This window comes from Mucilaginibacter segetis, assembly GCF_016522075.1.
Taxonomy (GTDB): Bacteria; Bacteroidota; Bacteroidia; order Sphingobacteriales; family Sphingobacteriaceae; genus Mucilaginibacter; species Mucilaginibacter segetis.
This window is the reverse complement of sequence record NZ_JAEHFW010000001.1, coordinates 1,111,346-1,136,231: the sequence shown is the minus strand read 5'-3', so window position 1 is coordinate 1,136,231 and position 24,886 is coordinate 1,111,346. Positions and strand designations below refer to the sequence as shown.

The window sequence follows — 24,886 nt, the reverse complement described above, 5'->3', positions numbered from 1 at the left end:
AAGATATGAAATACAATAAATTATGTATAAGCAGTATGTTGTTGGTAGCACTTACCGGCGGCAGCTGTACCAAACTGGATGAACATGTTTATGACCGGGTGGATGCTTCAGGATTTATCACACGGCGTGATGATGTAATAAGGGATTTTTTACGCCCGTTTGAGCATGGTTACTGGAGTATACAGGGTAATGATGTATATGCTGCAGGCGAAGACTGTACAGATGAAATGGGAACTTATAACCGCCAGGGAGATTGGCAGGATGGTGGTTATTACCAACGTATGCATTACCACACCTGGACCACAAATGATTCTTTCACCAGCGGAGCCTGGACAAATTTTTATCAGGGTATAGTATTGGCTACAAATTCTCTTCAGGATATGGAAAGCATACAGGATCCCTCAAAATTAAGTGTAACTCCTGAAGAGCTTACAGATTTTAAATCTGAATTGCATACACTCAGAGCGTGGTTCTATCTACGGGCGTTTGATTTTTACCGCAATATTGAGATCATTACCGATGTAAAGAACTCTACTCAGGGTAATCCGCAATCAACTCCACAGGAAACCTTTGATTTTATTGAAAAGGAACTTACCGAAGCTATTCCGGGTTTGCCTACACGTGAACAATTAGGAGCTAATAGCATAGGCCGCTGGACAAAAGCCGGAGCAGCATCTTTGCTTGCGCGGTTATATTTAAACGCCAAAGTTTATATTGGTACTGATAAATATGCCGAGTGTGAAACTATCTGCAGGGATATCATCAATGGTAAATATGGCAGCTATTCGCTTGCTACCCGTTGGGATGCTCCGTTTGATTATACTAACACTTCACCAAATTCCGAGGTAATATATGGCTTCCCGGGAACCCTGGCCCGTACACATTGGCAATATGATGCCGGAATGTACTTTTGGGGCATGACCTACGACGCCGCGCCTCTTTATTGCGGATTTACAGATTTTGGCCAGTCAAATCCGCGGTATGCTTTGCAGCCCGGAAGAGATGTAGATAGTGTGGAATACAACTTTCAATTAGGTAAGCCTTTTGTTAAGTTTCAGAAATACCCGGATGATCTGCGACTGAAAAAATACCGCAATCTGGGCGATAGTAAACGGGAAGGGATGTTTTTATATGGTTATTTACCCTATACGCATACGGTTAATGGTGTAACACGTACAGATACTGTTAAAGGTAATAAAGGACCTTACCCATTATTTATCCGCGATCAGGTAGGAATGTTTTTGGATACCAAACCAGGAAATACCATTGCTGACAAGGAATCGGACATGAACCATGCCGATCATAACTCCGGGGTATTTTTAGTAAAATACCCGATATATCCGACCCCCGATCCTAACCGTATCACATCAGCTTATGCAGAGATCAGGTTATCGGAAATTTACTACACCCTGGCCGAATGCCTTTACCGTAAAGGTGACAAACCCGGTGCGGCGGCATTATTAAATCAGGTAAGAAAACGCAATTACCCTGAAGGATCAGCAAGCTTATACAATCCTGACGGAAGCCAGCTTAACGATCAGGAAATGCTGGATGAATGGGGGCGAGAATTTATAGGGGAAAACAGACGCAGAACTGACCTTATACGATGGGGAGTTTTTAACACCGGCACATGGTGGGATAAAAAGCCTGATGCAGATAACCATACAGAGATTTTCCCTATTGGTAAAGATATTCTCAATGTTAATCCGCAATTAATACAAAACCCGGGTTATTGAGATTGGTTGAAGTTGGTTTATTATGCGGCGTTTCCATTTTTTGGAAGCGCCGCTTTTTTATTAAAAAGGAAACATCAATTTAATAATAACTACATAATTAAATAAAGTACAAAACTAATTGCTCCCATTCATCTTCTAAGGACACGTTCGGTCGGATTCGCTGAGCCTTGCTATACCAATAATCGGCGTTCCAAATATCACCTTCTTTCCGGTGAAGGTAGGCATGCACCCATGCCGATTCAGGATCATTCAACCGATCTACCTGAGCATGTGCCTGATGCCAATCGCCTTTACCGTCATACCAAAGACTTTTTAACTGCACAGACATTTCGCTTATTGGCCTTTCCTTGGTTAAGGATGCTTTGAATTCAGATACTGATCCCATCAGATATTTTTTTGTACGAAAATAAAAATAAATGTTACGCTGCAGATAATTGATATTGTTATTACCACAGTTAAATAGCAACACCCTAAACTTACTATCAACATCTGTTTCTTCAAGATAATTGAAATTTATAACAGCTACATCAAGCATTGCTCCAAATTTGCCTGTTCTGATAATCGAACAGAACACACAATGGCACCGTTAGTAGTATTTGTTTATGTTTATTATTTGCCGATACAGAACTTGCTGAATATATTTTCCAGCAGATCATCGGTAGTAACCGCCCCGGTTATTTCACCCAAATAGTGCAGGGCTTGTTTAATGTCCATCGCCAAAAAGTCGGAGGTAACATCCTGCATTCCGTTCAATACTCTTGTAAGTGCTTCTTCGGTTTTTTGGAGCGCTTCTAAATGGCGGATATTGGTTATCAGTGTTTCGTTACCACTTAGCTGATCTTTAACTGCAGAATGGTATATCTTGTTTTTCAACCCATCAATATGCTGATTTTCCTTTGCAGATATAACAATCATATTATCTACTGATGGCAAAGCATTTAATTGTTGTTCACTCAACAGGTCTGCTTTATTAGCAATAACAAGTATACTTACACCGGGCTTTTGCAGTCTTTGTAAATCGTTGTTTAACTCTTCCTGCGTTGTCTGTTCTGCATCAAATAAGTAAAGTAGTAATGCCGATTGGCTTATCTTTTCCATAGTACGCTGCACACCAATCTGCTCAATGGTATCAGTCGCTTCGCGTATCCCGGCGGTGTCTATCAACCTGAAATTTATACCATTGATGTTCAGCACTTCTTCAATAGTATCGCGCGTAGTACCGGGGATATGACTTACTATAGCCCGTTCTTCGTTAAGCAGGGCATTTAACAGGGTAGATTTGCCTGCATTTGGCCTGCCTGCTATTACTGTATTTACACCGTTTTTTATGGCATTTCCTAACTCAAAAGATTGAATAAGATTACCTATTATTCTGGTGATGGTAAGTATAAGTTGTTTTAATTGATCGCGGTTGGCAAACTCTACATCTTCTTCGGCGAAATCAAGTTCTAACTCTATAAGAGATGCAAACTGCACTAATTGATCTCGCAGGGTTTTTAGCTGACTGCTAAAACCACCCCTTAGCTGCTGAAGTGCTACCTGTTGTGATGCTTTGGAATTTGAAGCTATAAGATCAGCAACTGCCTCCGCCTGCGACAGGTCCAACTGTCCGTTTAAAAAAGCCCGCAGTGTAAACTCTCCCGCTTGGGCCGCCCTAGCTCCTTTTTTTATCAAAAGTTTAATTATAGATTCGATAATATACGCCGAACCGTGGCAGGATATTTCCACCACATTTTCACGGGTATATGACTTCGGAGCGATAAATAAAGAAGCCACCACTTCATCTATCAACACATCGCCATCCGCTATACGACCCAAATGAAGCGTGTGTGAGGCTTGTTTGGTAAGGTCCTTTCCTTTCCAAACCTTTTGGGCGATGGTAATAGCTTCCGGGCCTGAGAGACGTATAACGCCTATAGCACCTGTTCCGGATGGTGTAGCCAGTGCTACAATAGTGTCTTCAGTATTGGTCATAGTTTCTTGCAGAATAGGCAAAAGTCGCTATTTCGTCCCAATCTTCCTAAGTCATATTCCTGTAAGGCTAAAACCAATAAATTATGGAAACATATTTTAACCACTAAACCACAATTAGCTACCTTCGCATCATTATGGTAACTTTTTTCGAAGCTTCTCTCGATACTATTTCGGTACATCATATGGGCAACCCAACGCAAAACGAAATGTACGCGCTGTCTGATTATCCGCTGGAATTAAAGGACGAGTTAATGCCTAAACTATTAATGCAATATTTTTTAACTCCGTTCGAAAAAACAAATGAGGTTTATCACCTGATGCATAGCAGCGGCGATCTGGAGCTGAATGAGATCCATCATTTTGTGAGCAGAGTATTTGAAGATAAAAGTAAATTCCATGAGGCATCCGAACTTATTGCCAAATACCTGTACAAAGTATCGAATCATCCTAAAATAAAATCGGGTGAGTTGTATATCGCGTATTTTAAAAAAGTACAGATAGAGGGCAATCAGTTAGATGCTATCGGTATCTTTAAATCTGAGAATAAGGAAACTTACCTTAAGGTTTATCCGCAGCAAGGAGGTTTTGGGTTAGACTATGAAGAAAATGCCATTAACATCAACAAACTGGATAAAGGTGTGCTCATTTTTAATATTGAGAAAGAGAACGGTTATAAAGTAGTGGTGGTTGATAAAACCAATGGTGCACATGATGCTGCCGTTTACTGGAAAGATGAATTTTTACAATTGAAAATACGCAACGATAACTTTAACCAAACCAACAACACACTGGGCGTTTATAAAAATTTTGTGACCCAAAAACTGGATGATGAGTTTGAAATGAGTAAGGCAGACAAAATAGACCTGCTGAACCGCTCCATGAAATATTTTAAGGAAAAGGACACTTTTGATATGGATGAGTTCACCGGAGAGGTGATCGGTAACCCGGATGCTATAGCTTCTTTTAAAACCTTTAAAAACCAGTATGAGCAGGAGTTTGATACCCCAATAGCCGACAGCTTCGAGATATCCGCTAATGCGGTAAAAAAGCAAGCGCGGGTTTATAAAAGTGTTTTAAAATTGGATAAAAACTTCCACATCTATATACATGGTAATAAGGAACTGATAGAAAAAGGTTTTGACGATGATAAAGCCATGAATTATTACAAGGTATATTTTAAAGAGGAGGCGTAATTATATCTAATGTTCTTCCTGGTATGCTAATAGCATAAACGACAGCACCTCTTCATTTATATCGGCTGTAGTCAGCATTCGAAAATGATGGTTACATTGTACATCACCGGGCACTTGTGCTATTTTCTGGAAACACAGGTTATCTTCGTATCGTTTTTTGAATGGAAACACCACATGGATAAAATCTTTTCCTAACCTGGTAATATAAGCGATACGCTTATGCGGATTAGCTATGCCGATCATGGTTTTTGCGGGGTGTACCGTAATTTCACCTATGCTATTGAAACTATTTACAAAATGGTTAAATAATGCGAGGGTGTGTTCAGATTTGCCATCTAAAAAATTGGATAATTTGTATTCTTCCATACATTCAACACCGTAGTTTAAGTTAAATATAAACAATAATTAATTATATGGATGGTTGATTTATAAGCGAGAGTAATATTAAATTATAAAATCAGGCAATATACCCTCAATCCCCCAACGCTGCTCTATTCCAAGGCCAAATAAAGCAAAATCATATTTAACCGGGTCCGCCGGATCAAGCTGCTTAAGGTTTTCGGTAAGCTCTACAGCTGTTTGCCAATCGGTTTGCTTACGGGTTATCAGTCTCAGGCGCCTTGCCACCCTATCTACATGCAGGTCACACGGGCAGATCAGATCGGCCGGGGTTAATTTGTCCCATAAACCGAAATCAACCCCACTATCATCTTTCCGTACCATCCAGCGTAAAAACATATTCAGCCTTTTGCAGGTAGATTTTTGTGCAGGCGATGAAACGTGCTTTTTGGTACGGTGCGGAAAATCGGGCAGGGAGACGAAATAAGAACGAAAATGATTTAAAGCATTTTCAGCAGGCGAGGCCGATTGTTCAGCATCCAAGACACTGCCAGGCACAAACGCATCTTCCAAACTTTCATGATTTTCATAATGATACCTGAAAAAAGCGATAAAATACAACGTATCTATATCGTTAAAGGTGCGGTGTTTAAAGTGCAGCAGTTTTTTGAGATCGGGTTCTTCATGGTTGATAATAAAATCATAAGGCGCGCCGTCCATCAGGGCGATGAGTTCTTTGCATTTATTAATAATGGTTACCCGTTGCCCCCATGCGAGCGTTGCTGCCCAAAAACCCATGATCTCAATATCCTGCTTTTTGCTGAACATGTGCGGAATACTTACCGGATCATTTGTAATAAATTCCGGACGATTGTATTGGCCAACTTTACTATCCAAAAAAGCTTTAAGATTGTCGTTCATGTTTGAGTATGAAATATCAGGTAATTAGTATCAAGACAAGGCGAATATTGAATCACCTTGTCTGAAATAATACGGACTACTTAATACTACTAAGAAAGGGCTTGTTTCAGATCATCCAGCAAGTCTTCGATATCCTCCACCCCTACGCTTAAACGCAACAGGTTATCTACCACACCCGCTTTTTCGCGCTCGGCTTTTGGGATAGAGCCATGAGTCATGCTTACCGGGTGATTAATGAGTGATTCCACACCTCCCAGTGATTCTGCTAATGAAAATACTTTAAATGAGGATGCTATACGAAAGGTCTCCTGCAAATCAGCACCCTTCAGCACTATAGATATCATTCCGCCAAAATCGCGCATTTGTTTTTTGGCAACTTCGTGGTTAGGATGATCTGTAAAACCGGGCCAATATATTTTTTCCACCTTTGGGTGATCTTTCAGGAACTTCGCTATTTGCCTGCCGTTCTCACAGTGGGCTTTCATACGCAGATGCAGGGTTTTAATACCCCTTAACACTAAAAAGCTATCCATCGGGCCGGGGGTAGCTCCGCAAGCGTTATAAATAAACCAAAGTTTTTTGTATAACTCCTCATCGTTCATCATCAGTGCGCCCATCACTACATCGCTATGGCCGCCAATGTACTTGGTAACTGAATGCATCACAATATCAGCACCCATATCCATAGGATTCTGTAAATAAGGAGAAGCAAAGGTATTATCTACCACGAATGTTAAATTATGGGCTTTACTTATTTCACCGACAGCCTTAATATCCACCACCTGCATAGTTGGGTTGGTTGGCGTTTCAATCCAGATGAGTTTGGTTTTGTCGTTTACATAGGAGTTGATGATATTCTGGTCAGAAAGGTCAAGGAAATGAAACTTGATACCGTAATTAGCAAATATCTTAGTAAATATGCGGTACGACCCGCCGTAAAGATCATTGCCGGTAATTACCTCATCACCAGGCTGAAGTAGTTTCATAACAGCATCGGTAGCTCCCATGCCGCTTGAAAAAGCAAGACCAAACTTAGCGTTTTCCAAAGCAGCCAGGCAATCCTCTAATGCTTTACGTGTTGGATTTGTACCCCGTGAATACTCATACCCTTTATTATCTCCCGGCGATTTTTGCCAGTAGGTAGAGGTTTGATATATTGGCGTCATGATAGCGCCTGTTGTTGGATCGGGCTCCTGCCCTGCGTGTATAGCTTTTGTTGCGAATTTCATAGTTTGCTTAGCGCGGCCCATAGTCGATAGCCAATGAACCATAGTAAATATATTATCCATAGCTACGGACTATCGGCCAATGGCTATGCTCTTTTTTAATATGCCCTTGCAAATAACACCCTTTGGGCTGATGGTTTACCCGTCAGAATGCATTTACCTTCTTCCTGTTTATTATCCAAAGGTATACAACGTATTGTTGCCTTAGTTTCATCTTTTATTATTTGCTCGGTTTCGGCGGTACCATCCCAATGGGCAGCTATAAAACCCGGCTGCTCATCAAGCATACGTTTAAATTCATCGTAGGTATCTACCTCTGTAGTATTTTCTGCACGAAAAGTGGCCGCCTTTTGATATATGTTTTCTTGGATTTCTTCCAGCAACTTTTCAATATGTGCGGCAAGACCTTCCTGGCTAACTGTTTCTTTTGTTTTGGTATCACGTCGGGCCAGTTCTACCGTTCCGTTCTGCATATCGCGGCTGCCAATGGCTACACGCAAAGGCACACCTTTAAGCTCATATTCGGCAAATTTTGCACCCGGGCGATGGGTATCACGTTTATCAAATTTAAAGGAAATATTCTTTTGTCCTAATTCTCCGGTAAGCGCATTAACAAATTCGGTTATTTTATCTAATTCTTCATCGTGCTTATAAATAGGTACAATTACTACCTGTATAGGTGCTAATTTTGGTGGCAACACTAATCCGGCATCATCGGAGTGAGCCATAATTAATGCCCCTATTAAACGGGTTGATACTCCCCATGAGGTAGCCCAAACATAGTCCTGCTTATTATCTTTGGTTGTAAATTTCACATCAAAAGCCTTGGCAAAATTCTGTCCCAAAAAGTGTGATGTACCCGCCTGCAGCGCTTTACCATCCTGCATTAAAGCCTCAATACAATAGGTATCTAAAGCACCTGCAAACCGCTCGTTAGGTGTTTTACGACCTTTAACTACAGGCAAAGCCATCCAGTTCTCGGCAAAATCGGCATAAACGTTCAGCATTTGTTCGGTTTCAGCAATAGCCTCATCAGCCGTAGCATGAGCTGTATGTCCCTCCTGCCATAAAAATTCACTGGTACGCAAAAACAACCGGGTGCGCATTTCCCAACGCATTACATTGGCCCATTGATTAACCAATATGGGCAGATCACGGTAGGATTGGATCCAGCCTCTATAAGTATTCCAGATAATAGTTTCAGAAGTAGGGCGTATAATTAATTCTTCTTCCAGTTTAGCGTCTTCATCCACAATAATATTACCCTCTCCATCGTTTTTTAAACGGTAATGTGTTACAACGGCACATTCTTTTGCAAAGCCTTCTACGTGACTTGCCTCTTTTGAGAAGAAAGATTTAGGAATAAGCAACGGAAAATATGCGTTACTGTGCCCGGTATCTTTGAACATTTTATCGAGCGTGGCCTGTATTTTCTCCCATATAGAATACCCGTACGGCTTAATAATCATGCAACCGCGCACGGGCGAATACTCGGCCATGTCAGATTTAATTATTAAGTCGTTAAACCATTGCGAGTAATCTTCGTCTTTACTAATAACACCTTTGCTCATATATTTATTTTGGAATAGATTTTGACTTTATAATTAATATTAATAACCGCCAAATTTATAAATTTATACGTTTATTTGAACTCGAACTTTTTACTCTGCAGAAAATGAAAAGTAATATACTAAAAGGAATGATATTAATCGGTGCCGTTGCACTGAGTTCCTGCTCCGTTAACAAAGTAGCATCCAACAAAACAGACAACGATGATGTATACTTCTCCAATGCTGTTGCCGGCGTTGAGCCAGAATACGTTGCACCAAAACCAGTGTATAATGATGAGGTGAACGATGGTTACAGCGATGATGATGATTACTACTATTATGACGATTATGCTTCCCGCATTAATCGTTTCAGTTATTATTCTCCGTTTAGCTACTATGACCCGTTCTATGATTACACCCCTTACTCATATTATAACCGTTTTAATTTAAACATCGGTTTAGGTTACAGCCCATTTGGTTATTACGGTTATTCGCCTTATGGCTATTATGGTGGTATGGGATTTGGATACGGTTATGGTTATGGATACGGCTACGGATATTCTCCGTATGGTTACTCTCCTTACTCCTACCTGGGTGTGGGTTATGGCAGTTCTCCTTACTGGGGTGTGTATTCGGCTTATAATACATCATCGGGCACGCCACGTCCGTCGAGAGGGACTGGCAGCCCTGCAAATGCATTTGGCAACGCCCGCACTGGATACGTAGGTAGCGCCCGTTCAAACGGAATTGGATATTATCCTGGTGGCAGACCAGCCAGAAACGGTGCTACAAGTGTACGTACTGCTAATGGTAACAGCACCAGCACCGCACGGCCATCTCGTCCTATACGTACAGAACAGCCACAGGTTTATCGCCCAACTCCTGTTGAACGCTCTGCGCCAGCTCCTGTTAGTAATTCAGGCGGTAGCAGAAGCAGTGGTGGTGGATCGAGCAGCGGTGGCGGCGGCGGCGGCAGACCCGTTAGACCCTAATAATTTTACAACCTATCATTTATGAAAATAAAATATATACTAAGTGTAATTGCTATAGTAGCAATTACCAAAACCAGCTTTGCCCAATATTCACAAGATGCAATACGCTTCTCTACAGGCGAAACGGGCTCTACCGCACGCATAAAGGGTGTAGGTAACGCAGGTACGGCTGTTGGCGGTGACTTAAGTTCGGTAAGCGGGAATCCTGCTGGCCTGGGTTTTTTTACAAGCTCTGAATTAAGTATTACACCGGAATATAATAACACTAAGGTTAACTCTACTTTTTTAGGGCAGGGGTCATCTGATACTAAGAGTTCGGGCAACTTAAATCACGGCGCTTTTGTAATTTATCAACAGGTAAATAAGCCACGCGGGGCCGACAGAACCAAGGGCTGGCTAAGTGTAAATTATGGTGGAGGTTATAGTCGCACTAATAATTATTACGAAAACATTAATTATTTTGGTACGAATAACACTAGCTCAATTAATGATTATTATGCCGATCAGGCAAATTCATTTGGAACAAGCCAGGGAACTTTAGCACGCGCAGCTCTCGATCATAATCTGATCGATCTTTACGATCCGGCTAATCCGGTATACAAAAGTAATGCTTACCCAGGTGTTGACCAGGAAAGTTCAATCATCAGATCAGGGGGATTATCCAATTTAGATTTTGCTGTTGGCGGTAACTACAGCAACAAGTTTTATATTGGTTTAGGTGTTAGCTTTACTAATATCCGTTATAATTCGTTAAGTCGTTTTTATGAAGATGGCACCGCATCGGTACTTGAAAACAGCATACCAACAGACAGGGACTACAATTCGGCATTTACGCAGGATCAGGTTACTAAGGGAAGTGGATTTAACGCAAGGCTTGGTGTAATATTTAAACCTGTTGAAGCCTTACGTTTAGGCGCAACAATTACTTCGCCTACCTGGTATAATATTGATGATTCCTATAGCGAAAGTTTAGATACCCGTTTAAGCAACGGCAATAGCTACGAGTACGGCCCACAAAATTACTCTTTAAACTATAATTTACGCACACCGTTAAAAGTTGCAGGCGGTGCAGCAGTATTTATTAAAAAGTATGGGTTTATTACAGGGGATATTGAATATGTAGATTACTCTTCAGCTCATTTAAGTAGTAATGACAGCTATTACGCCGACGATGACAATATGAATATTAAAACTTTATATCAATCAACAATTAATGCACATATAGGTGCCGAGGCCAGAATAAACAGCATGTTTTTACTACGTGGCGGATATGGCATACAGGGCGACCCTCAAAAAAATTATGGTGGTGATATAAAAACTGTAAGCGGCGGTATAGGCCTTCGTTTTGGAGCTTATTACATGGATGCCGCCTACACCCATTCTACCGGAAATAAAACTATTTTCCCGTATGAAATAGGTAGTCTTAGCCCGGGAGCCCAACTTGATAAAATAACAAATAATGGTTATTTAACTTTAGGGTATCGTTTTTAATTATAGCATATTACACCACCTATATAAAATAAAAAAACCGATGCTTAAAAAGCATCGGTTTTTTTATAATAATTAAATACTGTTTAGTCTTCGTTAATAAAGGAACGCAGCATCCATGTGTTCTTTTCCTTAAACTGCATAAAGCGATTTATCATATCGTTAGTTCCATCGTCGCCTGCCTTATCAGTAATATCCAGTATTTCGCGTTCCATTTCAATCAGCGTAGCCATATCTTCAATTAAAGCCTTAACCATGGTGGTATCTTTAAGTCCGATTGTGTCAATTTCTTTAACAGAAGATTTTTTTATATAATCATCAAATGTACTGTAAGGTGGTTTGCCCAATGTTAATATACGCTCTGCAAGTTCATCAATAGTAGTAAGCGCAACAGTATAAAGTTCCTCAAATTTAACATGTAAAGTAAAAAAGCTTTTTCCTTTAACATTCCAGTGGCAACCGCGTAACTTTTGATAGTGAATATGGTAATTGGCCAACAAATCATTTAAATGATCAACAACAGGTTTTACTTTTTTTTCTTCTAAACTTATCTTTTTTGCATCCATATTTATATTTTTTTAATTAACAGACCTTTAACAGCATTTGTTTATAAAGTTAAGCCTTATAAATATAATTAGCCATATTTGAACACTTTTATGACAATGCTACGAAGTTTTATAAACAAAGCCTATGAGGGTACAATTTGGCATCTTGAATTTGATGAATTAAAAGATACCTTGGCTATTGAAATACGAAATGAACAGGAAAAACAAGTAAGCTTTTCATCACTTGAACTTACTACCGGAGATATAAATTTTGAGTATTATAAAACACCTGAACGCTGGCTGGCCGGAATTGAATGTGTATTTAATGGTGTTATGCTTTTACATTATTATAAACATGAAAGCGGGCCGGAGCATAAAGCTATTATAGCAATTGACATGGTTACTCAGGAAGAGTTATGGAGCAATTACAGCATAGCTTTTGATCACTTAACGATGAATGGGCCGGTTGCTTATAGCACTAATATACAATCAAAAAAATTATTATTGCTGGATATACGAACAGGAAAACTATTAAGAAGTTACGATGAGAATACCGATAAAGTGTTAAACAACAGTGTTGTTGTCCCTAAAATGGCATCACCCGGCAACCTTATAAAAGGTTTTTTACCTGTGGAACCTGTTGGTAATATGATGCATTACCTCAACCATAATATCTATAGAATTGTATCTTTGCACGCGTTTAATAAAGAAACCCTGCAACAACATTTATTTGTTATGAAAGGTAATGATATAGTTTATCATGATTTATTAAATACAGATATACAAAAGTTACAGCCCGAGGCGTTTGTATTACATAAAAACTATTTAGTATACATTAAAAACAAATCCGAGGTTAAGGTTATAAACCTGAAAGCTGCTGTACAATAATTCATAATGATGAAACTAAAAACTCTACTGATAACTTCTATACTGATCTCTGTTTCTGTTTTTACATATGCCAATACACTTGTCGATTCCATTGGTGTTGAAAACGCAAACGGAAAAAAAATAATTCTTCACAAACTCGATCCCAAAGACAATTACTATTCTATAGGCCGGCGTTATAATGTTAGCCCTAAGGATATAATGAAATACAATAATAATGTTAGCCTTCAAATTGGTCACATTATTAAAGTACCTACGGAGAGGCCATTTTTTGACACCGCCGCTAAAAATTCCACAGTTGCAGCTCCACAACAGCCGGTAAGTATTCAAAAAACGGTGCCAGCTGCTGCAACTACAACAGGCAGCCCAGATGTGGTAAACAATGATGCTATGCTTACCCAACAGTATAAAGTATCTGCCGGTGAAACCCTCTATTCCATTGCGAAACGTTTTAACTCAACTGTTGAAGATATAAAACGAATTAATAAACTTGCCGGCAATAATCTTACTCCCGGCCAGGTGTTGCGTATACGCTCTGGCGTAACAGAAGCGCCACCTGAGGTAGTACACCCTACTGACAGTATAATTGCCAAACGTGACGCTACCTATGTAGATGGTGCTGATAGTATTGATCATGCTGTTACCCCCAACAGATATGGCCTTTATGAAAAAAATGAAGATGGTGTAGCCACCTGGATAACCGATACAGGGCTCGATCCTAAAAAAATGCTGATATTACACCGTACAGCACCCGTTGGAACTGTTATGAAGATTACCAATCCAATGACCAACCGTACAGCCTTTGCAAAAGTTGTAGGTAGTTTTATTGATACTGAACAAACAAAAGACGTGATTATTGTAATGACAAAAAATGTAGCCGATGCCTTAGGCGCACTTGATAAACGTTTTCGTGTAAATATTAGTTACGGTACTGCTAATGAATAAACCTTATGTTATTGGTGTAGCCGGTGGTAGCGGATCTGGCAAAACCTTTTTTCTGAAATGCTTTTTAGAACATTTTACACCTGATGAAGTGTGTCTGGTATCTCAGGATGATTACTATATACCTGTTGCGCACAACATGACCAAGGAAGAAAACAAGTTATATAACTTTGATCTGCCTACCACAATAGATGCCGATTTGTTTGAACGCGACATCAGCAAATTAATGAACTGGGAAACCGTTTACCAAAAAGAATATACATTTAACAACCCCGATATTGTACCCAGAATATTGGAGATAAAGCCAGCTCCTATAATTATTGTTGAAGGGCTGTTTATCCTCCATTTTAAAAAGATCGCCAACGATCTTGATATGACTATATTTATTGAGGCAGATGAGAACATAGCGCTTCAGCGACGCTTAAAGCGTGACTTAGCCGAGCGTGGATATTCTAACGAAGATGTTAACTACAAGTGGCATAACCACGTTGTACCTGCTTATAAAGAATATCTGCTACCCTTTCGTGAACAATGCACCAAGATTATCGCCAATAACAGCCATATAGCTGATGATATTATAAAAGTCACTAACGAAATTTCGCAGGAATTACGAGAAAAGATATTGAGTTAATTTGATAGCAATAAGCCTGATGCTATCAGATCAATCGCAGTTAAGGAGCAAATCGTAATACTTCTGCATAAGTTCCGTATCGTAATTAACAAGAGATTTATAAGCCTCACTCACCAACTCGTTTAAGATGGAAGAGCCAAGCTGCCCGGCTCCATTGGGGATGGAATCATAATAGGCAATTAATTCTTTAACCCTAATTATTTCATATAATAACCTTTGTATCAGGTCGGCCTGCTCGCCGCCATTTATACCTTGCGAGTTATTAATAAAACTTAAAGGATCATTAGTAGTAGAAGTCATTTTTTACAATAAGGAGCGGCTTTTAGTTTTCGGATACAACTATTCTCAAAATAAAGAAACAACTTAAAGTGCTTTTGTTTTGTTTTTTTTTCAAAAAAGTTAAAACAAAAAACAAAACCCTCATAAAGAGGGTTTTGCATCATTAATTAGTTTGTGCAATTATTTATTTTCAGTCCTTTCGGGCTTTGGTAATAATGCTTTGCGTGATAATTTTAATTTGCCTTGCTTATCCACATCAAGTAATTTTACTCGCACTTCATCACCTATCTGGAATATTCCATCCATGGTTTCAATTCTGCGATGGTCAATTTCTGATATATGCAACAAGCCATCTTTACCCGGCATAATTTCTATAAATGCGCCAAAAGGCATTATTGATTTTACTTTACCTTCGTATATCTCGCCAACTTCAGGTTTAGAAGCTATTGCACGTATGCGTGATAAAGCGGCATCAATTGCTGCCTTATTATCAGCAAATACCTGCACGATACCCTGATTATCTTTTTCTTCGATAGAAATTGTTGCACCTGTTTCCCGTTGCATTTCCTGAATAATTTTACCGCCGGGCCCTATAACCGCGCCAATAAATTCCTTATCTATCTTAATACTAACTATACGCGGTGCATGTGGTTTGTAATCCTCACGTGGCTGAGCTATGGTTTTGCTCATTTCGTTAAGGATGTGTAAACGGCCTTCTTTTGCCTGATCAAGCGCTTTTGTTAACACTTCGTATGACAGACCGTTGATCTTCAGATCCATTTGGCAGGCTACAATACCATTTTCAGTACCGGTTACTTTAAAGTCCATATCACCTAAGTGATCTTCATCACCTAAAATATCTGAAAGGATAGCATATTTGGTACCCATTTCATTGGTAATTAAGCCCATTGCGATACCCGAAACAGGTGACCTCAATTTAACACCCGCATCCATTAATGCCAATGTACCGGCACAAACCGTAGCCATTGATGAAGAACCGTTAGATTCCAGGATATCAGATACTACACGTATAGTATAAGGGTTTTCATCATCTGCAGGTAATACCTGTTTTAACGAACGCATAGCCAGGTTACCATGGCCAATTTCGCGACGACCGGCACCACGATTGGGACGAACCTCACCTGTAGAAAAACCCGGGAAATTATAGTGTAAAAGGAATTTTTGGTATCCGTTGATGAAAGCACCATCAATCATTTGCTCATCATCCTTAGCACCTAAGGTTACTGATGTTAATGATTGTGTTTCGCCTCGTGTAAATACTGCCGAACCGTGTGCTGCAGGCAAATAACCCACTTCGCTCCATATCGGGCGTATCTGGGTGGTTGTGCGGCCGTCTAAACGTTTACCTTCATCTAATACAAGGTTACGTATGGCATCATATTCTACATCATGGTAATATTTTTTAGCAAGTGATTTAGTGATGTCATCTATTTCACCTAAAGTTTCAATATAAGCATCTCTAACTTCCTTAAATTTAGCAGAGCGCTCATCTTTCGCTGAAGCAGAAGAAGCGATGGCGTAAACCTGATCATAAGTAGCAGCATAAATTGCTTTTTTTAGTTCTTCGTTGCTGTGCTCGTGACTGTAAACACGTTTTTCGGTTTTCCCTACCTCAACAGTTAATTCCTTTTGAGCAAGGCATTGCACTTTAATAGCTGCATGGGCAAATTTTATCGCTTCAACCAATTCAGCCTCCTGAATTTCTTTAGACTCACCCTCAACCATGTTAATATCATGCTCGCTACCGGCAACAATGAACTCTAACGTAGCACGTTCTAACTGGCTAAGTGTTGGGTTGATAACTAACTGTCCATCAATTTTAGCTACCCGTACTTCAGATATCGGCCCGTTAAACGGTATGTCTGAAACTGATAATGCCGCGGATGCCGCCAAACCGGCAAGGCAATCAGGCATAATATCTTTATCGGCTGAAATTAGCGAGATCATCACCTGTGTATCAGCATGATAATCTTCAGGGAACATTGGACGCAATGCACGGTCAACTAAACGGGAAATTAAAACCTCATAGTCTGATAATCGTGCCTCACGACGTAAAAACCCACCCGGTATGCGTCCGGTGGCAGCGTACTTTTCCTGATAATCGACAGAAAGGGGTAAAAAATCTATTCCTTCTTTCGCTTCAGGTGATGATACTACTGTGGCCAATAACATGGTATCACCCATTTTTATCACTACAGAACCGTCTGCCTGTTTGGCCAGTTTACCGGTCTCGATCTCAATGGTGCGGCCGTCACCTAAATCAATAACCTTTTTAATTGCGTTGTAACTCATCTTTTTTGTGTTGTGACGTACTTTTCATCTTCGGGAGTACGCCGTTTTTTATGTGTATGTATATTGTTTCTGAAAGTAAAAAAGCCATCCTGCATTTGCGGACGGCTTTTTTTAAAAAACTCGTAAAGGTTACTTAATGATATCCCTAAGCTGTAAAGCTTTAATGATAGCACGGTATCTTTCAATATCTTTATTATAGAGGTAAGCCAACAATGCGCGACGTTTACCAACCATTTTTTGCAGCGATAGCTGAGTTGAAAAATCTTTTCTGTTCTTTTTTAAATGCTCGGTTAAATGAGCAATACGAGTAGTAAATAATGCTACCTGACCTTCGGCTGAACCTGTATCAGTTGCGCCTTTACCATGTTTTGCAAAGATATCTGCCTTTGCTTCTTTACTTAAATACATTACCTGAATAATATTAAAGCGTAAATAATTTGATTAATTGTGGCGCAAAGATAACTATTTAATTTAAAAATAAAAAGCCAAAATTATATAACAGACCTATATCAAACCAAAACCTGAATATCGCATTTGATTTTTTACATTTGGTTTTTGATACATTGCTTATGGCCTACTCAACATTTGAGACTGAACTACGCGTACGACCTGATGATATTGATATGTTTCAGCATGTACACAACAGCAAATATTTTGATTATGTACTGGCGGCGCGTTATGAACAAATGGATAAATGTTATGGCATGGCCATGGAAAAGTTTATGGAACGTGGTTTTGGCTGGGTAGTACGTACCGCGCATGTTGATTATAAACGTGCATTAACCATGGGTGATTATTTTATTGTAAAAACAGGTATTGATAGTATTAACGATAAGGGGTGCAGGGTGAACTTTACGCTTACCAATAAAGCAACAGGTAAAATTAGCTGCGATGGCTATTTTGACTACGTTATGATTGATATGGCAACAGGCAGAGGTGTAAAAATCCCGGATGATGTTATTGAACATTACCAGATATAGTTGGACTGGTGAATTATTACATTGCCGCTTCTATTAATTCCGAATAAAAATCACTTAGTTTAATTCCGGCAGCTCTTACTTGCTGCGGTACCAAGCTATTGGCCGATTGGCCGGGTGTGGTATTTATCTCTATAAAATAAAACTGTTTTGTATCGTCCAGTAAAATAAAATCAACCCTAACCATGCCGCGGCAATTAAGGCGCAAATATACCTGCGTAACAATTTCAGCTATCTCTTCCACTTTTTCAAAAGGCAGATCTGCAGGTGTTACTTCATTTGTTACCCCTGGAGTGTATTTTGCTTCATAATCAAAAAACTCTTTGGAGCTGATAATCTCAGTGACAGGCAAAACAGTCACTTTACCATTTAAACGGGCTAAACCCACGCTGTATTCCCGGCCCTTTATAAATTCCTCTATCAGTATTTGTGTATCTTCTTTAAAGGCCCGGTCTATTGCATCCTGTAAGCCGGCAACATTTTGCACTTTACTCATACCTACACTACTACCGCCATTATTTGGTTTAATAAACAACGGGAATTTAAGATTTGCAGCAATGGTAGCCGTATCATGTACATCGTGCTGATGTAATTGTATGGAACGTGCCGTATGCAATCCGTGTATACCCTGTACAATCGCTTTTGTGTAAGCCTTGTTCATGGTAATAGCCGATGTAGTAGCATCACAAGTATTATAAGGTATACCTAATATATCAAGGTAACCTTGTAGTTTACCATCCTCACCCGGCGTGCCGTGCACCGTTATAAAAGCAAAATCGAACTTTATAACTTCTCCGTGTAAGGGTAGGGTAAAATCATTTTTATTTATTTCAACTTTACCTTCGGTGGTCTCATAATGCCAGCTATCTTTCTCTATCAGAATGGTATATACATTATAATTATCCCTGGTAAGATTGGCGGCTATATTTTTAGCACTATTAACCGACACTTCGTATTCACCCGAGAATCCACCGGCAAGCAAGGCTATGTTTTTAATTTTCATGCAGCCAAATATAGTTTTTTTGCTTATCGCATTTAAAAAAACGGAAGTAGAAATTTAAATATGACGGACAATATAATTACTGTTTAAATGAGGCTATATTTATTATATGGTATTGAATTAAATTGATCTTAGAAACTCCGAAATACCAAATTCAAAATTCGGAATCCAAAATTTTTCACCTATGTTTGATAGTTGAAACAGCAATAATATCGTTTATACTACATATGAATAAACTCTGGGCTTATTTAAAAACCAAACAATTCAGATACACCATCTTAGCCGTATTAGTTTCTATAGTAGGCGTAGTATTGATAGCATTTTTTAGCTTAAGTTATTATACACGCCATGGTCAGAGCATACAAGTTCCTCAATTACAAGGCACCAATATTGACAGAGCCATAGCAACATTAAAGGATCAGGGCTTTCAATATAAAATAGATTCAGTTTACGTACCGGATAAAGCGCCCGGAACTGTAGTTGAACAGGACCCTGATGCGGGCACTAATGTTAAGGAAAATCGTACAATTTATTTAACAATGGTAACGCAGCTGGCTCCAAACGTATCATTGCCCGATCTTATAACCCAGCAAAATATTTACCGCGAAGCTGTAGCAACATTATCAAACTATGGCCTTAAGGTAGGTGACACTACTTATCAATCAGACATTGCACGCGACAGGATATTAGAAGTACGTTTTGGCGGGCAGATCATTAAACCCGGCACCAAATTACCAAAAGGCTCAAAGCTTGACCTGGTATTGGGAAATGGCGAGGGATCAAGCGAGGTAGATATACCTGAACTGATAAATCTGGATCTTGATGCAGCAAAATTTGCGATAAGAGGATCAGGACTTACCATAGGAACCATCATTTATCAGGGGAGTATAACCGATTCCACAAATGTGGTTGTAATTGGACAATCACCCATGCGTACTGATTCGTTGAGTAAAACCAGCATAGGTACACGTATAAACTTAACCGTTACACAAGGAAAAAGCTTAAATGCCCCTGTTACAAATTAGCGCTCAAAATTTACAACAGCGTTTACAAAATGGCGAACAGTTAAACTTGCTGGATGTAAGGGAAATAATTGAGTATCATACTTATAATATTGGTGGTATAAACATACCCCTGTCTAAATTAGAGACCAATTTTAAACATATTGCCTACAACAAAACCAGCGAGATAATCGTTATTTGCAGTGCAGGTATCAGAAGCGTAACTGCGCAGAATATATTAACCGCAAATGGTTATCAGAATATTGTTAACTTAACCGGTGGCCTTAAAGCATTACAAAAACTAAATATCAGGTAATTACCAACTTTCCATATCAATCATGACCAATAAAAAAAAGTCATCTTCAGGAGTATTTAAAAAATTCATCATCGCGCTTATAGTTATAATTGCTGTATCCTTAGCGGCAACGGGTGTGTTTTATTACCTCCGATATTTTGGTCCTAACGTAACCGACAATGAAGAATACCTGTATATACATACCGGTGATACTTTTGACCAGGTATATCAAACTATAAAAGATAAAAAAATAGTTAAAGACACTACAACTTTTAGGTGGGCCGCCGAAAACATGAACTACATGAGCCGAGTAAAGCCGGGGCGTTACCATCTTAAAAGCGGAATGAGCAACCGCAGCCTAATAAATATGCTGGCCTCTGGAAACCAGGAAGCCATAACTTTATCATTCCATAATATCAGACTGAAAGAGCAATTTGCAGCTTTTGTGGCTAAAAAGTTAGAACCGGATTCGTTAGACTTTATCCGTTTACTTGATTCTACAGGATTCGCTGAACAATACGGGTTAACTACTGATAATATATACACGGTATTTTTACCGGATTCTTATCAGTTTTACTGGAATACCAGTCCGGAAAAGTTTTTCAAAAAAATGTATGTTAACTATGAAAAATTCTGGACGCCAGAACGTCGTGAAAAGGCAAAAGAACTTAATCTGACGCAGCCCCAGGTGTCAATATTGGCATCAATAGTTGATGCTGAGGCTTTACACGACGACGAAATGCCCACTATTGCAGGATTATATTTAAACCGATTGAATAAAGGCATGAAGCTGCAAGCTGATCCTACGGTAATTTTCGCAGTTAACGATTTCACCATAAAGCGTGTGTTAAACAAGTATCTTATAGTAAACTCACCTTACAATACTTATTTACATACAGGGTTGCCCCCCGGCCCTATTATGATGCCCTCTGTAAATGCTATTAAGGCAGTACTTAATTATAAAAAAAGTGACTATATCTATATGTGCGCAAAAGAAGATTTCTCCGGCTATCATAATTTTGCCACTAACGAAGCCGATCACAGGGTTAATGCGCGTAAATTTCAACAGGCGCTTAATGAAAGGAATATTAAACGCTAATGTTTAAGCACAGCACTAAAATAAGGGTACGCTATGGTGAAACAGACCAGATGGGTTATATGTATTACGGCAACTACGCGGAGTTTTTTGAAGTTGGCCGTGTAGAAATGCTGCGTAGTTTAGGGCTTACTTACAGCGGAATGGAGGCTTCAGGCATAATGATGCCGGTATTAGAGATGCATTGCAAATACCTGAAACCAGCCTTATATGATGAAGAGATTACCATAAATGTAATTATGGAAAAAATGCCTGCGGTAAAGATCCATTTCAGGTATGAATTATATAATCAAAAGCAGGAACTTATACATATTGGCGAAACCTTGCTGGCATTTATCAATATGAAAACCAATAGGCCCTGCCTGCCATCGCAGGAGTTTTTGGATAAAGTAAAACCTTTTTTTAACTAATTTTAGCGTTAATGAAATGGTTACATCATTTTTTACTTCGATTTAAATTTTACCAATACCTTACAGACTGGACCAAGTGTGTATTTATCCCGGGCTTTAGGCCTTTGCCGCTTTATACAGTAATTGTTTTCTTTTTAGAAGAGATAAGGAAATCATCACTCACTAACCGGGCAGCCTCGTTGGCCTATAACTTTATGCTCGCGCTTTTCCCTGCTACTATATTTTTATTTACGCTTATTGCTTATATTCCTATTGATAACTTTCAGGAAGAGTTACTACGTTTGCTTGCTTTAATTATGCCCACTAATGCCTATCTGGCATTCCAGTCAACAATAGTTGATATTATTAAAAAACAGAACGGAAAGTTATTGTCAATAGGCTTTATAACTGCATTGTATTTTGCTACCAATGGTGTAAACAACCTTATGCAATCCTTTAATAAATCATCTTTAATACTGGAAACACGAACTTGGTTTAAACGGAGACTAATAGCGCTTATACTTACCATTGTTATAAGTTTTGCTCTTTTTATAGCCATTATTATTATGATAGCAGGGCAATGGGTTATCGGGTATGTACAATCAAAATTTGATAGTGAAGCACATTTTTGGTTTTACCTTATCGCGTTATCACGATGGTTAATAATACTTATTATTTTCTTTATAACTGTAGCTATTTTATACCGTTACGGCCCCTCTCACAAACAAAAGTGGAAACTTATAAATCCCGGCTCAATATTGGCGACATTTTTAGCTATATTAACATCTATTGGTTTTACCTACTATACTAACAATTTCGCGTCCTATAATAAAGTATACGGCTCAATAGGAACCCTTATTGTGGTGATGATTTGGCTATACCTAAATTCGCTTATATTACTAATAGGTTTTGAATTAAATGCCAGTGTTGATCTTTCCAAGCGGAATATTCGTATTGTAAAACCACGTTTCAATACCTTCAAAAGCTCAAAAACGCCAGAAAAATAATATTAATATACTGCTTAACAGCCACTTAATAATAGTTAAAAAAAAGTTAACATGATATTTGGCAATTCGGGCCGGATTTGTACTTTTGTCCCCGGAGAGTTGGCAGAGTGGTCGATTGCGGCAGTCTTGAAAACTGTTGACTGTAACAGGTCCTGGGGTTCGAATCCCTAACTCTCCGCCAAAAGCATTTAAAGCCATATACGATACGTATATGGCTTTTTAATTATTATGAAATGTACAGTCACCTGTAACTCCACTTTAAAAAATCCGTTTTTACTTAGGTGAAACAATATATAATTCATGATAGTACTGTTTTATAGGTATTTATACCTATAAATATGAGGATGCATCCTTATTGATAGGTACCGCTAATCGGCTGATTTTTGAATAAAATCAAACATTATGAAATCAGCTTTATTAAAAACATCTAAACAACTAACCTTGCTGTTTCTTTTTTTAGTCGGCACGCTTGTAGCTTGTAAAAAAGACGGTGGCGTTATTACACCTTCGGTTACTGAAACCGCCCAGATTACCGACGTATCGCCCAAAAACCCAACACCGGGCGATGTAGTTACCATTACCGGAACCGGATTTGGCGCAACAGCTACTGATGTTAAAGTAACTATCGGCGATACTGAAGTTACAATTGCGTCGGTTACCAATACCGAAATTAAGTTTACCATACCCACTAATTTACCATCGGGAACATTGGCTTTATTTGTGAAAGGCATTGCAGCAAATAATAAGGACCCGCAGGGCGGCACAATAACCATTACCCCTACTGCAACTATAGTTCCTACCTTTACTGCTATGGCACCTACCAGCGGCAAAACCGGCGATTTAATTACATTAACAGGAACGGGATTTAATACCCGGTTAAGCGAGAATAAAGTATTTTTTGCAACTACTACAGGCGGCACCGTTGTACTGGCCACAGTAAAAACTGCAACAGCCACCCAACTAACTGTTGAAGTGCCTGCCAACGTTGTAACTGGCAATGTTATAATTACCGTAAGCGGCACCAACGCCGTTGCAGCAGCGGGTTTCAACACCACATTTACCGCTACTACCACAACCGGTACCGGTGGGGTAAGTGTGGACTATATTAATGCTACATCAGGCAGCCTCAATTTTAGCAAAATAGCAACAGCCTCTAAAGAGATAGGAGCAATGACCCTTGATCGTAATAACAATATTATCTATTACTCTGATTTTACCACACTTAACCAAGCAAGTGGGCAAAATACAGTGTATAAAGTATCTACCGATGGAAATAGTACACCATCAGTATTAACTACCGATAGCCGAATAGAAAAGATTATAAAAGTTGCAACGGATGCAGCCGGAAATGTATATGTACTTAAATATGAGGCTGCACCAAGTACGTATTCAGTTTATAAAATATCTGCCGATGGCGCTACAGTAACCGAGGTGAATAAAAATTTCAGCTTGTCGTCAAGCTACTATTACTTTTTCATAAATTCTGCTAATGAAATATGTATAAGGCCAGGATTTAAGATAGATGCGTCAGGTGCTATTGTGAATTCACAGTACGACCTTTCCGGCTTACGCCAACAAGATGGTGGCGCCTTTATTGATGGAGGCAATGCATACCTTGTTAAAACAAGCGATAACAGCAACGTAGCCAATAACGCTTCATTTGTTAAATGGGATCTGAATGCAGGAACCATCACTAACGCAGGGTTTGGCATCAGCAATTTATTTAGCGCCGACGATCCAAAATTATTTAGCTCCAACGGGGTTATTTCGTATCTGAAATATGCTTTCGATGATAGCAATAACATGTATGCCATGTTAGACCATACTTATATAAGCGGACAAATAAGCAAAACCTGGATGATCCGTAAATATAATACTACAACCAACACGTCAACATTATTGGGCACGTTTCTCATAAAATCGCCATCCGTCGATCTTAATAACTTCAATTCAATTGTGGAGTTTGTTGCTGCAAAAAACGGAGATATGTTCTTTAAAGCTAATTTAAAGGATATTATCCGCATAAAACAATAATTTTTTATCAGAACCCAGCCGTGACAAATTGTATCATGGCTGGTTCCTTTTGGGGTGCATTGCCTGTTTAAAT

General features: G+C 39.2%; 25 protein-coding genes and 1 tRNA gene. 15 read left to right on the top strand and 11 right to left on the bottom strand.

Annotated features, from left to right (window positions below; genetic code table 11):
* Window positions 1–5: 5 nt before the first annotated feature.
* The gene (locus I5M19_RS05305; RefSeq protein WP_200064951.1) at window positions 6–1,736 is read left to right on the top strand and encodes a RagB/SusD family nutrient uptake outer membrane protein; all 1,731 of its coding nucleotides are present in this window, start codon (window positions 6–8) and stop codon (window positions 1,734–1,736) included.
* A 97-nt stretch (window positions 1,737–1,833) separates the two neighbouring features.
* On the opposite strand, the gene I5M19_RS05300 is transcribed toward I5M19_RS05305, so the two are convergent.
* Both I5M19_RS05300 and mnmE read right to left on the bottom strand, forming a co-directional pair.
* Window positions 1,834–2,271 (bottom strand): hypothetical protein, encoded by a 438-nt coding sequence (locus tag I5M19_RS05300; RefSeq protein WP_235985764.1) that lies wholly within the window; start codon window positions 2,269–2,271, stop codon window positions 1,834–1,836.
* 74 nt (window positions 2,272–2,345) lie between these two features.
* Window positions 2,346–3,710, bottom strand: a complete 1,365-nt coding sequence (mnmE, locus tag I5M19_RS05295) for a tRNA uridine-5-carboxymethylaminomethyl(34) synthesis GTPase MnmE (protein WP_200064949.1) — start codon at window positions 3,708–3,710, stop codon at window positions 2,346–2,348.
* A 134-nt stretch (window positions 3,711–3,844) separates the two neighbouring features.
* Between mnmE and I5M19_RS05290 the strand changes: the two genes are divergently transcribed.
* The gene (locus I5M19_RS05290; protein ID WP_200064948.1) at window positions 3,845–4,903 is read left to right on the top strand and encodes a nucleoid-associated protein; all 1,059 of its coding nucleotides are present in this window, start codon (window positions 3,845–3,847) and stop codon (window positions 4,901–4,903) included.
* A 6-nt stretch (window positions 4,904–4,909) separates the two neighbouring features.
* On the opposite strand, the gene I5M19_RS05285 is transcribed toward I5M19_RS05290, so the two are convergent.
* From I5M19_RS05285 to proS, 4 genes are all read right to left on the bottom strand, one after another.
* Window positions 4,910–5,269 (bottom strand): DUF5655 domain-containing protein, encoded by a 360-nt coding sequence (locus tag I5M19_RS05285; RefSeq protein ID WP_200064946.1) that lies wholly within the window; start codon window positions 5,267–5,269, stop codon window positions 4,910–4,912.
* A 78-nt stretch (window positions 5,270–5,347) separates the two neighbouring features.
* Window positions 5,348–6,163: a TIGR02757 family protein gene (locus tag I5M19_RS05280; RefSeq protein WP_200064943.1), complete on the bottom strand. Its 816-nt coding sequence runs from the start codon at window positions 6,161–6,163 to the stop codon at window positions 5,348–5,350.
* 89 nt (window positions 6,164–6,252) lie between these two features.
* Window positions 6,253–7,392: a cystathionine gamma-synthase gene (locus I5M19_RS05275; RefSeq protein ID WP_200066098.1), complete on the bottom strand. Its 1,140-nt coding sequence runs from the start codon at window positions 7,390–7,392 to the stop codon at window positions 6,253–6,255.
* 95 nt (window positions 7,393–7,487) lie between these two features.
* Window positions 7,488–8,960 (bottom strand): proline--tRNA ligase, encoded by a 1,473-nt coding sequence (gene proS, locus I5M19_RS05270; protein WP_200064940.1) that lies wholly within the window; start codon window positions 8,958–8,960, stop codon window positions 7,488–7,490.
* Window positions 8,961–9,064: 104 nt separating this feature from the next.
* Between proS and I5M19_RS05265 the strand changes: the two genes are divergently transcribed.
* Both I5M19_RS05265 and I5M19_RS05260 read left to right on the top strand, forming a co-directional pair.
* Window positions 9,065–9,931, top strand: a complete 867-nt coding sequence (locus I5M19_RS05265) for a hypothetical protein (RefSeq protein WP_200064937.1) — start codon at window positions 9,065–9,067, stop codon at window positions 9,929–9,931.
* Between the two features lie 21 nt (window positions 9,932–9,952).
* Entirely contained in the window at window positions 9,953–11,422 is a 1,470-nt protein-coding gene (locus tag I5M19_RS05260; protein WP_200064934.1) for an OmpP1/FadL family transporter, read from the top strand.
* 83 nt (window positions 11,423–11,505) lie between these two features.
* Here I5M19_RS05260 and I5M19_RS05255 read toward each other — a convergent pair whose 3' ends face one another.
* Window positions 11,506–11,985 (bottom strand): Dps family protein, encoded by a 480-nt coding sequence (locus I5M19_RS05255; protein WP_200064930.1) that lies wholly within the window; start codon window positions 11,983–11,985, stop codon window positions 11,506–11,508.
* Window positions 11,986–12,081: 96 nt separating this feature from the next.
* Here I5M19_RS05255 and I5M19_RS05250 point away from each other — a divergent pair, with 96 nt between their 5' ends.
* The 3 genes from I5M19_RS05250 to I5M19_RS05240 are packed head-to-tail and all read left to right on the top strand — an operon-like array spanning window position 12,082 to window position 14,422.
* On the top strand, window positions 12,082–12,852 hold the full coding sequence (locus tag I5M19_RS05250; protein WP_200064927.1) for a DUF4905 domain-containing protein: 771 nt from the start codon (window positions 12,082–12,084) through the stop codon (window positions 12,850–12,852).
* A 6-nt stretch (window positions 12,853–12,858) separates the two neighbouring features.
* Window positions 12,859–13,794, top strand: coding sequence for a LysM peptidoglycan-binding domain-containing protein (locus I5M19_RS05245; protein WP_235985763.1), 936 nt, complete (start codon window positions 12,859–12,861; stop codon window positions 13,792–13,794).
* A complete protein-coding gene (locus I5M19_RS05240) occupies window positions 13,787–14,422 on the top strand; it encodes a uridine kinase family protein (RefSeq protein ID WP_200064924.1) in 636 nt (211 codons plus the stop codon). The genes I5M19_RS05245 and I5M19_RS05240 overlap by 8 nt, the downstream gene beginning before the upstream one ends.
* 30 nt (window positions 14,423–14,452) lie before the next feature.
* Here I5M19_RS05240 and I5M19_RS05235 read toward each other — a convergent pair whose 3' ends face one another.
* The 3 genes from I5M19_RS05235 to rpsO all read right to left on the bottom strand — a co-directional run bounded on the left by I5M19_RS05235 (window position 14,453) and on the right by rpsO (window position 17,422).
* Window positions 14,453–14,722 (bottom strand): hypothetical protein, encoded by a 270-nt coding sequence (locus I5M19_RS05235; RefSeq protein ID WP_200064921.1) that lies wholly within the window; start codon window positions 14,720–14,722, stop codon window positions 14,453–14,455.
* A gap of 159 nt (window positions 14,723–14,881) precedes the next feature.
* Complete coding sequence (pnp, locus tag I5M19_RS05230) at window positions 14,882–17,014, bottom strand: polyribonucleotide nucleotidyltransferase (protein WP_200064918.1); 2,133 nt, start codon at window positions 17,012–17,014, stop codon at window positions 14,882–14,884.
* Between the two features lie 129 nt (window positions 17,015–17,143).
* A complete protein-coding gene (gene rpsO, locus I5M19_RS05225) occupies window positions 17,144–17,422 on the bottom strand; it encodes a 30S ribosomal protein S15 (RefSeq protein WP_200064915.1) in 279 nt (92 codons plus the stop codon).
* A 161-nt stretch (window positions 17,423–17,583) separates the two neighbouring features.
* Here rpsO and I5M19_RS05220 point away from each other — a divergent pair, with 161 nt between their 5' ends.
* A complete protein-coding gene (locus I5M19_RS05220) occupies window positions 17,584–17,994 on the top strand; it encodes an acyl-CoA thioesterase (RefSeq protein WP_200064912.1) in 411 nt (136 codons plus the stop codon).
* A 16-nt stretch (window positions 17,995–18,010) separates the two neighbouring features.
* Here the strand turns inward: I5M19_RS05220 and I5M19_RS05215 are convergent, their stop codons facing one another.
* Window positions 18,011–18,994 carry a D-alanine--D-alanine ligase gene (locus tag I5M19_RS05215; protein ID WP_200064908.1) on the bottom strand — a complete coding sequence of 328 codons (984 nt, stop codon included), beginning with the start codon at window positions 18,992–18,994 and terminating at the stop codon, window positions 18,011–18,013.
* Between the two features lie 224 nt (window positions 18,995–19,218).
* Here I5M19_RS05215 and I5M19_RS05210 point away from each other — a divergent pair, with 224 nt between their 5' ends.
* The 7 genes from I5M19_RS05210 (at window position 19,219) to I5M19_RS05180 (ending at window position 24,813) form a co-directional block, all read left to right on the top strand.
* Window positions 19,219–20,016: a PASTA domain-containing protein gene (locus tag I5M19_RS05210; RefSeq protein ID WP_200064905.1), complete on the top strand. Its 798-nt coding sequence runs from the start codon at window positions 19,219–19,221 to the stop codon at window positions 20,014–20,016.
* Window positions 19,997–20,308 carry a rhodanese-like domain-containing protein gene (locus I5M19_RS05205; protein WP_200064902.1) on the top strand — a complete coding sequence of 104 codons (312 nt, stop codon included), beginning with the start codon at window positions 19,997–19,999 and terminating at the stop codon, window positions 20,306–20,308. Before I5M19_RS05210 ends, I5M19_RS05205 begins: the two co-directional genes overlap by 20 nt.
* 22 nt (window positions 20,309–20,330) lie before the next feature.
* Window positions 20,331–21,386, top strand: a complete 1,056-nt coding sequence (mltG, locus tag I5M19_RS05200; RefSeq protein WP_200064899.1) for an endolytic transglycosylase MltG — start codon at window positions 20,331–20,333, stop codon at window positions 21,384–21,386.
* Window positions 21,386–21,793, top strand: a complete 408-nt coding sequence (locus tag I5M19_RS05195; RefSeq protein ID WP_200064896.1) for an acyl-CoA thioesterase — start codon at window positions 21,386–21,388, stop codon at window positions 21,791–21,793. The genes mltG and I5M19_RS05195 overlap by 1 nt, the downstream gene beginning before the upstream one ends.
* A gap of 11 nt (window positions 21,794–21,804) precedes the next feature.
* On the top strand, window positions 21,805–22,779 hold the full coding sequence (locus I5M19_RS05190; protein ID WP_200064893.1) for a YihY/virulence factor BrkB family protein: 975 nt from the start codon (window positions 21,805–21,807) through the stop codon (window positions 22,777–22,779).
* 93 nt (window positions 22,780–22,872) lie between these two features.
* Window positions 22,873–22,960 (top strand) — tRNA-Ser (locus I5M19_RS05185).
* Between the two features lie 221 nt (window positions 22,961–23,181).
* Complete coding sequence (locus tag I5M19_RS05180) at window positions 23,182–24,813, top strand: IPT/TIG domain-containing protein (RefSeq protein ID WP_200064890.1); 1,632 nt, start codon at window positions 23,182–23,184, stop codon at window positions 24,811–24,813.
* Window positions 24,814–24,886 lie beyond the last annotated feature (73 nt).